Origin of the sequence: Shewanella sp. GXUN23E (assembly GCF_050865035.1) — a bacterium.
Taxonomy (GTDB): Bacteria; Pseudomonadota; Gammaproteobacteria; order Enterobacterales; family Shewanellaceae; genus Shewanella.
Window position 1 is genome coordinate 60,330 of sequence record NZ_JBOZWP010000028.1, and the last position, 11,558, is coordinate 71,887.

Below are 11,558 nucleotides of genomic sequence, written 5' to 3' on the forward strand. Positions count from 1 at the left end.
CTTTGAGATAACCCCCCCTCTTGCCCAAGCTGAACGATGACCACCGCACGCAAACGCCTTATCGATGCTGCCTCCACGCCCTTTTACCATGTGATTAATCGCTGTGTTCGCCGCGCATTCCTCTGCGGCGAAGACCAACTCACAGGCAAAACCTATGAGCACAGACGAGGCTGGATCGTGGATAAAATCACACAGCTTGCAGCCGTTTTCTGCATTGATATTTGCGCTTATGCAGTCATGTCCAATCACTATCATCTGGTACTGAAAATCGACCTGGACTCGCAAAAGCGACTGTCTGCCACGCAAGTTATTGAACGCTGGACGCAACTGTTTCACTGTCATCCCACAGCCGCAAAATTTTTGGTGGGTGAGAAGCTGTCAGCAGGCGAACACATCGTGCTGGATAAGCTCATCAGTGAGTGGCGTGAGCGCCTGGGCAACATCAGTTGGTTTATGAGGTGTCTGAATGAGGAGATTGCCCGTAAAGCCAATCATGAAGATGGCTGCAAGGGCGTGTTCTGGGAGGGAAGGTTCAAATCGCAAGCCTTGCTCGATGAGCAGGCACTGCTGGCGTGCATGATGTATGTGGATTTAAACCCGATACGAGCCGGCATTGCCGACACGCTACAATCCTCTGATTACACATCAATTCAAGCGCGCATTTCGGCGCTGACTGCGCAGCAGACAGCTCCTGTAACAGGAAAACCTCTACTGCCATTTGACGGCACCGTCTGCACTTTAGAACAATCCGGCATCCCGTATCATTTTGCCGATTATCTGCAGCTGATTGATTGGACAGGGCGTGCCATCCGTGACGATAAACGCGGTTTTATCCACGCCACCACGCCTAAGCTACTGACTACACTCGGGATCAGTGACGATGCCTGGCTCCTCAGTGCTAAAGATTTTCGCCGTCAATACGGAGGTATCAGCGGCAGCTGGGATGCCATGTGCGCCATGAAGGCAAAGTGGGGAGGTAAGTGGTGCAAAGGCAAGCAGTTCAGCAGGTCAATTCATCCGGGCTGATCCGCACTTATCAATGCACCTGTACCAAGCCTTACCTGATATCAGCGCCGACGCCCTTCAGCTTCATCCGGGATACCGTTTTTGTTCTCATCCCGGGAATCGCCATAACGGATATCGAGCAGATCGTCATTACCGTTGCGGTTGAGATCCGGCACAAGGCCTTCAGTCTGGAAGAAGATGCGGGTCTCCAGCGGACCGGTCACATACTCTCGCCGACGCGCATCCCACTGACGTACATTCGGCTCAATCACGGTCGCAGTTAGATACACCCGGGTGGCAGGGAATAACCCCAACGCACTGCCCTTCTTGCAGTATTTCACCTCTGGTGTACCAATATTGGCATCCATCCCGGCAGAAGGTTTGATTGCCATGCCTTCTTTGCAATCCGGATCATCCAGATACTGAATATCCACATTGCGGCCATTGGCCAGATTGGCGACCGGGATCACCAACGGTTCATCAGTCAGTTCATATTCCTTATCCTGATAGCGCTCCCACAACACAGGTACATTGGTCACCTCATCAATTCGCACTCTTTCTTCTCCGGCAAAGAAGAAAGGTTGCTCTTCACGCATCATTGACTCGACGGCCGCAGTACGGGGTAACAGTTGTACCCGCACATCCCGCAGGATCATAGGACGAGCCGGATCAATATTAGTCAGTGCAATTTCAAAATTACCGTTAGCCAGATTAATGTCACCCACATCGTAACTGGGGATCCTTGGCGCCAGAGTCAGCAGATTATTGCTGGCGCCAAACAGTTGAGTGTCAACGACGATAACATTCTCATCAAAAGTCGCGCCCAGATGGAACACACTGCCGGGAGGCACCACACCATTGGCACCACCGCTCCAGGATTTAGGGGTGGAGTAAGTTAACTCGTACACATTGTAAGTGCTTCCCTGATAACTTTGAGTCCCCAATGGCCCGGAGACAGTAGGCGTATCCCAGGGCGCCATAGTCCACAGGTAGACCCAGTTCATATTGAGACTGGTGGCACTGCTGAGGATCTTGATTTTCATTGAGTGCGCCGCCGCGCCGTTGGGATTAATAAAGTCCCAATTATGCAGTGTCATGGAGTTCAGGCCGACGTTATGCCCCAAAATGCTGTATGTGGTGTCGCTGAAGTGACGGTCAACCACCCGGCCATTGCAGGTCAGTCCGGTAGAGCCAGTGGCTAATATGTGAGAATTGGTTGGATCTTCCCCCGGCAATGCCGATGAATTACCGTGACTGATACCATAATTGTGCCCGGCTTCATGGCTTGCCGTACCGCCAATAGCATACGCCCAGCGGCCCAGGGTAGAGTTGGTGCCCGTCAGCGCCGAGGCACAGGAAGCAGCAAACGCCTGACCAAATACCCGGGCGTGATCCTGCGGATCTGCATCATTAATATCCACAGCGGTGGCAATACCAAACAAACCGGAACTGTAGCTGGAAATATCTGACCCAACAGCCACTACCTGCCATCTGGGTTCAGGCATCGCCGGCAAACTGGTGACAGGGCGTACATCCACACTGAATTCGCAATAGTCATTAACCACCACCTGAGTCACCGCATCCCGCAGTTGAGCCGTGGTTCCGATTGAAGCATCCAGATCCGTCACATCAAACGGCTGAGCTGGCGTAACTCCATAACCAGGCTGATAGTTGGGAAAGGTGTTGTCGACGACCAATGGATAATAGAGGTAGAGATTGCTGTTTTTACCGCTGGCAAGCGCCGATGCAGGACAGTCCACTGCGTAAGCTGCCGATGATAACCAGAGCGACAATGAGGCCGCGCTTGCCAACAGCACAGCACGGCCCATATGAGCCAAGTGAGTCGGTTGTCTCTTCATCACGTGAAATCTCCCAGAACAGTCAAAGCATGCATTGTTGATTGAGGTACAGATGCACCCCGGCCCTCCTCCACGCTAGGAGAAATGCATCAACGCAAACAAGAAATACCCGGGGCAAAGACGGGCGCCAATGGGAATAAACGGGTAAAAATCACTCAAGACTCATTAAAAGCCGGGGCCGGAACACCCCGTATCCGGATAATCAATAGACCCGGCTAATGCCCATTCTGTGTACAGGTATGTTTATTGTTGAATTACAGGTTCACGACTGAACACCCAATCCAACGCCTCCTTAACAGTAATTTTTTGTGGAATTTCCCGTCAAAAAACCAGCATTCACTGCTTTCACGTCAACAAGCTGTCGAAAAAACCAACATTGACAGGTGACGCAGAGCAAAATTCAATAAATTCTGCAGCATGTAACACTTTTCTGTTCAATTCCCCGGATGTTTGTACTAATGTTAAAGCGGTATCCAGATTGTTATTCTTCTGGACTGCATGCCTCCATGGAGACTTCCGGCATGCGATACAAAAAACAGCAAGAACCAGGGAAAGGGTTTATACAATATAAATAACAGGGATGCAGGGACACACAGCTTGAGCCGTATCAGAGCAGTGACTTTCAGGGATTATCAGGCCAGAGCAGACACCATATAAGTCTGCCAGGTCACAAGTTCTTCGGGTGAACAATCGCGACTAACGACACTCAATTATCGCCTGACAGCGCCAACACAAGGGCAGTCAAAAAAGGCACAAGAGAACATGGAGATAGCAATGAAAGGCTTTAATAACAAGGCTCAGGGCTTTACCCTGATTGAGTTGATGATCGTGGTCGCTATTATTGGTATTTTGGCTGCAATCGCGCTGCCTGCATATCAGGATTACACGGTTAAAACTCAGGCAGGAGCCGCTTACAAAGAAGTTTCTAGTTTAAAAGAGGCATTTGAAGCTGAAATAAACCGCGGCGTCGAACCGAGTCTGGACGCGACCACAAAAGGGTTTATAGGGTTAACAGGCACTAACGGCACATATTGTGGCCTTGCTCTAACCGGTGCAGTTGGTGCAGTAAGAACTATTGCTTGTACAACTAAAGGCGGTAATGCTGACAAGTTTAACGGCAAACTCATTACACTTTCACGCTCAGTAGAGGGAGTATGGACTTGCACATCAACCCTGGAAGAAAAATTCGTTCCCGGTAACTGCACAAAAGTCTAATGATGTGTATATTTTTGATAAAGCCGCTCTTTTTAGAGCGGTTTTTTAATTTTATGCCCATTGTTTGGTTACGCAACAAGCTTGGCGCCCTATTGATGAGCCAGAGCTCAATCTGGTAACAACAGTGACTCCATCAATACTAACAAAATGTAAGCTATCAGCACTCAAGCAGTTCAAATCCAACTCTCTTTGTACTAATGTTAGAGAGTTGAACTTATGACATTAATTTTGATTTTTATGCTAAGAATGTTTTCTTGATGAGGATGATTTCCCAAGAGAGCATATTGAGCTGGCCATGCTTGAATCAGAGCAATAGAAAATTGCTTCGAATAGGGATTGTTAATGCCAACAACAGGATTGCACTTAGGACTGTCAACATTATTTGTCCGTAAAGGTCTGCTGACCGAAGAGCAGTTAAGTGCAGCTGTATCCAAGGCACGCCAGCGCCGTCAGGCTCTGGTGTCTGTTATTGTGCAGGAAAACCTGGTGTCTGCCCGGGCAGTGGCAGAGCTTTGTTATCAGGAATATGGCACACCTCTGCTGGATTTGGATGAGTTTGATGTCAAAGCCATCCCCGAAGATTTTCTCAACAAAAAGCTCATCGAGAAACACCGCTGCCTGCCGCTGTTCAAGCGCGGCAATCGTCTCTACATAGGCACTTCTGATCCCACCAATATCTCCGCACTGGAGGACTTTCAGTTCAGCGCTGGATTGCATGCAGAAGCCATTCTGGTGGAAGAAGACAAGCTGACCAAGGCACTCGAAGCAGTGCTGGAAGATGACCTCAGCGCACTGGATATGTCCGGTCTGGATGAAGCCTCACTGGCCAACATGGAAGTGCAGGATACAGAGCGCAAAGACGATGACAAAGAGGAAGGCGATGAAGCCCCTATCGTCCTCTATATCAACAAAATTCTGACCGACGCCATTCGCAAGGGGGCGTCGGATTTGCATTTCGAACCCTATGAGAAGCGCTATCGGGTGCGCTTTCGCATCGACGGCATATTACATGAAGTGTCCGAGCCCCCGGTCAATCTAGCCGGACGCCTGGCTGCTCGCCTCAAGGTTATGTCCAAACTGGATATCGCCGAGCGCAGGGTACCTCAGGACGGCCGCATCAAGATGAAGCTGTCGCGCACCAAGAGTATCGACTTTCGTGTCAGTACCCTGCCGACTCTATGGGGCGAAAAAATCGTAATGCGTATTCTCGACTCCTCATCTGCACAGTTGGGGATCGAAAAATTGGGTTATGAACCGGATCAGGAACAAGCTTATCTGGAAATGCTGGCCAAACCTCAGGGCATGATTCTGGTTACCGGCCCCACCGGTTCAGGAAAGACAGTGTCTTTGTATACCGGATTGAATATTCTCAATACGGCAGAGCGCAATATCAGCACAGCCGAAGATCCGGTGGAAATCAACCTGGAAGGGATCAACCAAGTTCATATCAACATCAAAGCCGGTTTGACATTTGCCTCTGCATTGCGCTCTTTCCTTCGCCAGGACCCCGATGTCGTGATGGTAGGGGAAATCCGGGATCTGGAAACCGCCGAAATCGCCATCAAGGCGGCGCAAACCGGTCACCTGGTACTGTCTACGCTGCACACCAATTCAGCGGCAGAAACCCTCACCCGTTTGGTGAACATGGGCGTTCCCGGCTACAATATCGCCAGCTCAGTGAACCTGATTATCGCCCAGCGTCTGGCCCGTCGTCTTTGCCCTGATTGCAAAGAAGCGGAAGAGGTCCCTGAGCATGGTCTGAAAAAACTGGGCTTTACCGATGAACAGATCGCTCAGGGCTTTACGGTTTATAAGCCTGTCGGCTGTGATAACTGTGCCGGAGGCTACAAAGGTCGGGTCGGTATCTATGAGGTGATGCGCATGAGCGATGAAATTGCCCGCATCATCATGGAAGGTGGTAACTCCCTGCAGATGGCCGATGTCGCCAAAAGTCAGGGAATGAAGGATCTGCGTCAATCTGGCTTGCTCAAGGTTATTCAGGGCATCACCAGTATCGCCGAAGTCAATCGGGTCACCAGCGCCTGAACCACACGCCAGGACATATAACAGGGAAAGTCATTATGGCAACCGCGGTGAAATCCAAAAGCCGAAAGAAAAATCAGAACGCGCAACCCAAAGTCCACACCTTTGAGTGGAAGGGTTACAGCAAAGACGGCAGGAAATCTTCAGGCGAATTTCGTGGCACTTCCGTCATGGAAGTTCGCAGTCAATTGAAGCTGCAGGGCATATCCCCCAAGTCAGTACGCAAAAAAAGCCCACCGCTTTTTAAGTCAGACAAAAAAATCTCCGCCATGGACATTGCCATGGTCACCCGTCAAATCGCCACCATGCTGGCCGCCGGTGTTCCTTTGGTGACGACCATTGAGTTACTTGGCAAAGGCCATGAGAAGCCTAAGATGCGAGAGCTTTTGGGCACCATTGTATCGGAAGTTCAGTCCGGTGTGCCGCTGTCTGAAGCACTGCGCCCACACCGCCGCTATTTTGATGACCTCTATGTTGATCTGGTGGCAGCCGGCGAGCACTCAGGCTCGCTGGATCAGGTGTTTGATCGTATCGCCACCTATAAAGAAAAGGCTGAAGCCCTCAAGTCAAAAATCAAAAAAGCGATGTTCTACCCCGCCGCTGTAGTTGTAGTTGCCATTGGCGTAACCTCACTGTTGCTGTTGATGGTAGTGCCGCAATTTGAAGAGATCTTTAAAGGCTTTGGGGCTGAACTGCCAGCCTTCACTCAATTGATTATTGGTATATCCAAATGGTTGCAAGCCTGGTGGTATGTGATTTTTGGTGGCCTGGGAGTGGGCATTTGGCTGTTTAAACGGGCTCACCATAATTCACAGCTTGTGCGGGACCGCGTTGACGAAGCAGTGCTGAAGGCGCCTGTCGTCGGCGATATTCTTCATAAAGCAGCCATGGCCCGTTTCGCCAGAACGCTGGCCACAACATTTGCGGCAGGTGTCCCTCTGATAGATGGTCTGGAAAGTGCCGCGGGCGCCTCGGGGAATGCTGTCTATCGAAAGGCACTGCTGAAAATACGTACCGATGTGATGGCTGGTATGCAGATGAACGTCGCGATGCGTACTGTCAATTTGTTTCCCGATATGCTCATTCAGATGGTGATGATAGGTGAAGAGTCCGGCTCGCTGGACAACATGCTCAATAAAGTCGCCAACATTTATGAGATGCAGGTAGATGATGCCGTTGATGGCCTGTCCAGCCTGATTGAGCCAATTATGATGGTGGTGATTGGTACCTTGGTTGGCGGCTTGATTGTCGGTATGTATTTGCCGATCTTCCAGATGGGTAATGTGGTAGGCTAACGGGTCTTAAAAGGCCCGGATTTACATCACAACAAAAACGGTCACCCCATGTCAGATTTTATTCAGTTAATGAGCCAGTATCCCTGGCTCTTTATTGCTTTGAGTTTTATTTTTGCCGCCACTATTGGCAGCTTTTTGAACGTGGTTATTCACCGAATGCCGGTGATGATGAAACGGGAATGGCAGCAGGAATGCAATGCCTATCTGCAGGAATATCATGCCGCCAAGTTGAATAAAGCGACTCTGGCAGCCCTTGAGGCACCTATTGATAATTATCCAGCCAGATACAACATTTTGGTTCCTGGTTCGGCTTGTCCCAAATGCGGCACCAAAATTAAGCCTTGGCAGAATATCCCAATATTCGGCTGGCTTATGCTCAGGGGCAAATGTGGCAATTGCCAGACACAGATATCCGCCCGTTATCCGATTGTAGAAGCGCTGACCGGCACCATGGTGGCCTTTCTGGCATGGCATTTTGGCCCAGACTCACGGTTTTTGTTGTCCAGCCTGCTGACATTTGTATTGATCGCACTGACATTTATCGATTTGGATGAAATGCTGCTGCCGGATCAACTCACCTTACCTCTACTCTGGTTGGGACTCATCGCCAATCTATTTGGTGTGTTCACAGATCTGCAAAGTGCTTTGATTGGTGCAGTGGCAGGTTATCTCAGCCTTTGGTCTGTATTCTGGTTATTCAAACTGCTGACCGGCAAAGAAGGCATGGGCTACGGTGATTTCAAGCTGATGGCCGTATTTGGTGCCTGGCTTGGCTGGCAATTCCTGCCCGTAATCATTCTGATGTCTTCACTGGTCGGCGCTGTTGTTGGCGTGTTCATGATACTTGCCCGTCGGCTCACCAAAGACAAACCCATTCCATTTGGTCCTTATATTGCAGCTGCCGGCTGGCTGACACTGATTTATGGGCAGCAAATTATCGATTGGTATCTGACCAATATGCTGTGAGGTATAGCAATGAGCAGATTTAAAATCGGCCTGACCGGCGGTATCGGCAGCGGCAAAACAACTGTCGCCAATCTGTTTGCTGCAAAAGGCATTGAATTGGTTGATGCCGATATCATCGCCCGCGACGTCGTCGCTCCCGGCACACCTGGACTTGCAGCAATCCTTGCCAGATATGGCAACGCCATACTGCAATCAGATGGAACGCTGGATCGCCGCTTACTCAGAGAACATATCTTCAATGACGGGTCAGAGCGCCAATGGCTTAACAATCTATTGCACCCCATGATTCGCCAGCAGATGTTGCAACAGGCCAATCTGGCAACGTCAGCGTATGTGATTTTGGTTGTTCCCTTGCTATTTGAAAATGGGTTAGATACTTTAGTTGATCGAACCGTTTTGGTGGATATTCCATCAGCACTGCAAATAACAAGGACATCACAACGAGACTTGGTTGATGCATCTCAGGTACAGAGCATAATCAACAGTCAGATGCACAGGGAAGATAAGCTCAACAGAGCCGATTACGTGATAGATAATCAGGGAGACTTGGCACAGCTTGAGTGTCAGGTCATGCAGTTGCATAAACAATTCTTAGAACAAGCAAAACTGAGTCCTGACAATGACTGACTTAATTTACGAACAGCCGCTTAATGAAAAAATCCGAAGCTATCTGCGGCTGGAGTACTTAAGTGACCAGTTAATCCTTAATCAACACAACGACTACCAACACAGATGTTTTTACCCCCTATTTTCCCTCTGTGAACTGAGTGAGCGCTGTGACTATCGTGGTGATGTTATTAAAGACATCGACAGACAATTGCAATTGTTGCACGCCTGGAAGTCATCTCCCCAGGCTAATTCAGAACAAATTCTGGGACTGATTGACTCCCTGACGACAATTCGCGAAAGCCTCAATGCCCAGGGACGTATTGGCATCGAATTGAAGCAGGATAGGTTTCTGCAAGCCCTCAGACAAAGATTCAGCATGCCCGGCGCCTGCTGTAATTTTGATTTGCCCCAACTGCATTACTGGTTGGCGCAACCCTTTGCACAGCGCTGTCAGGACTATCAACGCTGGACCCAACCGTTCCAGCCTCTGCTAAATGCCATCTCGCTGTTGCTGCAGCTAACCAGGGATACTGCTGAATTCAACACCATGCAATCTACTGCAGGATTCTATCAGGGGGTCAGCGATATACCACTGAGCCTGATCCGGGTGAAAGTAGAGCCAGAACAAGGCTGTTATCCAACAATCAGCGGCCACAGAAACCGTTACGCAATCCACTTTGTCGATTTCGAAAGCCAGAAGCACTCAGACAAATCAGTCTGTTTCCAATTGGCTGCTTGCCGCTGAATAGCGAATCCAAATCAGATACAATAAGCCGAACGATTACAATCCGGAGGCTTCATGCCATTAACAGTAAAATGCCCAACTTGTCAGGCTTCCGTTGAGTGGAACAGTAAAAGTCAGTTCCGTCCATTCTGCAGCGAACGCTGTAAACTCATTGATTTGGGAGAATGGGCCAGTGAAAGTTATACCATTCCTGTAAAAGGCGAATTTGATTTAGACAAGCTCGACAGTATCGGTTATGACGATCCCGCCTTCTTCCAGGAGGATGACAAATGACCAAGCGAATCCATGTCGCTGTTGGAGTTATCATCAACGACAACAATGAAATACTGCTGGCCAAACGTCCAGAGCATCTGCATCAGGGCGGGAAATGGGAGTTTCCTGGAGGTAAAGTTGAAGCAGGGGAAACCGTTACCCAGGCACTTGCCAGAGAGTTAGAAGAGGAAGTCGCGCTGGAAGTTAAAGCAACTAAACCCTTTATGGAGTTGAGCTTTGACTACCCAGATAAGCAGGTATTACTCGACATCCATACCGTTACCGCGTTCGCCGGTGATGCCAGAGGCCTTGAAGGACAGCAGATAGCCTGGGTTCCCAGAAACGAACTGACAAATTATGACTTCCCGGAAGCCAATAAAGCTATCCTGGAAAAACTGTTGAGACACTGACCGAAGCGCTTCTTGCAATCAAAGCCCGCCCTAATTTGCGGGCTTTTTCATATGATACCAATCCGCATTGAAGTTTGCTCCAATAGTGTGAGTACTCAATTGCTTACGATCGGATTATGAAACCTGAAACCGCTGACCGCTTACTTCGCCTCTCAAAAGAGAAAAAAATCCTCACAAGCGTATGCGGTTGCTCGCCGTATCCTTATTTTTGCAATCCCGTAATCGTACTCAAGTAGCAAACCAGTTGAAGGTGGCAAGATCCAGTGTCAACTCATGGATTTCAAGCTATGACTTGCGGGGCTTGAAGATAAGCAGCGACTCGGCAAGAAACCATTATTGCCCAATGACCCAAAGCGGAGACTCGTCAGATATATTGAGTTCAAAGCACAATCGGATGAGGGTGGCAGGCTAACCGGAGCAGATATCCGGCAATACGTATTGAGTGAGTTTGGTGTCGAGTACCACCTCAATCATATCTACAAGCTACTCAAGAGCATGGGCTTCAGCTACTCAAGGCATCCAAAACAGACTCAGGGCGTACAGGACGCTTTTAAAAAAGTTTCCACTGAAAACGCTCCGTCACACACCTATCCATACACAACCACACCAGATTGATATTTAGTTTCAGGACGAAGCCAGATTCGGTCAGCAAAATACAACGACACGACTCTGGGCACCGAAAGGCAGTAGACCCAGAGCGCTGAAACAGCTGCAGTTTGAATACGCACACCTCTTCGGCTCTGTCTGTCCTGCAACTGGAGAAACTGAAGCCATCATCACGCCGTTTATGAACAAGGACATCATGCGCCAGCATCTGGAGCTAATCGCTGTTTCAAAGGATATGAGGACTTAGTGGATGATTGCAGTCAGGCTTGGAACAACTTCCTCAGTTGCACAAAGCGTGTGATAAAAATGTGTTCGAGAGAATGGGCAAGGGTGACGGAACTTTAATGCGGAATGGCATTAGCGTTGACACGCGGTATGGCGATAGCTACACGAAGCAAGGGACGGGCTGAAGCAGATTTGTACGCAATGCATAACGAAAAAAGCCTCTGCATTGCTGCTGAGGCTTTCATCTTAAGTCGATGGAGCGGACAGGACCGATGGTCCGGCATTCCGGCCCGAGACCAAAAGTACACAGCACTTTCGGGAGCGTTAA

Annotated in this window: 10 protein-coding genes and 1 pseudogene; 10 read left to right on the top strand and 1 reads right to left on the bottom strand. The window is 49.4% G+C overall.

The genetic code is table 11. The features are described 5' to 3' along the window. The first annotated feature begins 36 nt into the window (after window positions 1–36). Window positions 37–1,026, top strand: coding sequence for a transposase (locus ACRRUX_RS19000; protein WP_432533474.1), 990 nt, complete (start codon window positions 37–39; stop codon window positions 1,024–1,026). A gap of 41 nt (window positions 1,027–1,067) precedes the next feature. Here the strand turns inward: ACRRUX_RS19000 and ACRRUX_RS19005 are convergent, their stop codons facing one another. After that, a complete protein-coding gene (locus tag ACRRUX_RS19005) occupies window positions 1,068–2,867 on the bottom strand; it encodes a hypothetical protein (RefSeq protein WP_432533477.1) in 1,800 nt (599 codons plus the stop codon). Window positions 2,868–3,638: 771 nt separating this feature from the next. Here ACRRUX_RS19005 and ACRRUX_RS19010 point away from each other — a divergent pair. The 9 genes and pseudogenes from ACRRUX_RS19010 (at window position 3,639) to ACRRUX_RS19050 (ending at window position 11,350) form a co-directional block, all read left to right on the top strand. Then, window positions 3,639–4,079: a pilin gene (locus tag ACRRUX_RS19010; protein ID WP_432533480.1), complete on the top strand. Its 441-nt coding sequence runs from the start codon at window positions 3,639–3,641 to the stop codon at window positions 4,077–4,079. Between the two features lie 342 nt (window positions 4,080–4,421). After that, the gene (gene pilB / locus ACRRUX_RS19015) at window positions 4,422–6,125 is read left to right on the top strand and encodes a type IV-A pilus assembly ATPase PilB (RefSeq protein WP_432533483.1); all 1,704 of its coding nucleotides are present in this window, start codon (window positions 4,422–4,424) and stop codon (window positions 6,123–6,125) included. Between the two features lie 35 nt (window positions 6,126–6,160). Beyond that, window positions 6,161–7,417 carry a type II secretion system F family protein gene (locus tag ACRRUX_RS19020; protein ID WP_432533486.1) on the top strand — a complete coding sequence of 419 codons (1,257 nt, stop codon included), beginning with the start codon at window positions 6,161–6,163 and terminating at the stop codon, window positions 7,415–7,417. Window positions 7,418–7,465: 48 nt separating this feature from the next. After that, window positions 7,466–8,383, top strand: coding sequence for a prepilin peptidase (locus tag ACRRUX_RS19025; RefSeq protein WP_432533489.1), 918 nt, complete (start codon window positions 7,466–7,468; stop codon window positions 8,381–8,383). 9 nt (window positions 8,384–8,392) lie between these two features. Then, window positions 8,393–9,010, top strand: coding sequence for a dephospho-CoA kinase (coaE, locus tag ACRRUX_RS19030; protein ID WP_432533492.1), 618 nt, complete (start codon window positions 8,393–8,395; stop codon window positions 9,008–9,010). Continuing rightward, complete coding sequence (gene zapD / locus ACRRUX_RS19035; RefSeq protein ID WP_432533495.1) at window positions 9,003–9,737, top strand: cell division protein ZapD; 735 nt, start codon at window positions 9,003–9,005, stop codon at window positions 9,735–9,737. Before coaE ends, zapD begins: the two co-directional genes overlap by 8 nt. A gap of 54 nt (window positions 9,738–9,791) precedes the next feature. Further along, window positions 9,792–10,010, top strand: a complete 219-nt coding sequence (gene yacG, locus ACRRUX_RS19040) for a DNA gyrase inhibitor YacG (protein ID WP_432533498.1) — start codon at window positions 9,792–9,794, stop codon at window positions 10,008–10,010. Next, window positions 10,007–10,399, top strand: a complete 393-nt coding sequence (mutT, locus tag ACRRUX_RS19045; protein WP_432533501.1) for an 8-oxo-dGTP diphosphatase MutT — start codon at window positions 10,007–10,009, stop codon at window positions 10,397–10,399. Before yacG ends, mutT begins: the two co-directional genes overlap by 4 nt. A 181-nt stretch (window positions 10,400–10,580) precedes the next feature. After that, window positions 10,581–11,350, top strand: a pseudogene (locus tag ACRRUX_RS19050) (IS630 family transposase). Window positions 11,351–11,558 lie beyond the last annotated feature (208 nt).

Coding starts and splice junctions, on each gene's coding strand:
- ACRRUX_RS19025 (WP_432533489.1), top strand. CDS start 7,466: ATGTCAGATTTTATTCAGTTAATGAGCCAGTATCCCTGGCTCTTTATT.
- ACRRUX_RS19000 (WP_432533474.1), top strand. CDS start 37: ATGACCACCGCACGCAAACGCCTTATCGATGCTGCCTCCACGCCCTTT.
- yacG (WP_432533498.1), top strand. CDS start 9,792: ATGCCATTAACAGTAAAATGCCCAACTTGTCAGGCTTCCGTTGAGTGG.
- mutT (WP_432533501.1), top strand. CDS start 10,007: ATGACCAAGCGAATCCATGTCGCTGTTGGAGTTATCATCAACGACAAC.
- zapD (WP_432533495.1), top strand. CDS start 9,003: ATGACTGACTTAATTTACGAACAGCCGCTTAATGAAAAAATCCGAAGC.
- coaE (WP_432533492.1), top strand. CDS start 8,393: ATGAGCAGATTTAAAATCGGCCTGACCGGCGGTATCGGCAGCGGCAAA.
- ACRRUX_RS19010 (WP_432533480.1), top strand. CDS start 3,639: ATGAAAGGCTTTAATAACAAGGCTCAGGGCTTTACCCTGATTGAGTTG.
- pilB (WP_432533483.1), top strand. CDS start 4,422: ATGCCAACAACAGGATTGCACTTAGGACTGTCAACATTATTTGTCCGT.
- ACRRUX_RS19020 (WP_432533486.1), top strand. CDS start 6,161: ATGGCAACCGCGGTGAAATCCAAAAGCCGAAAGAAAAATCAGAACGCG.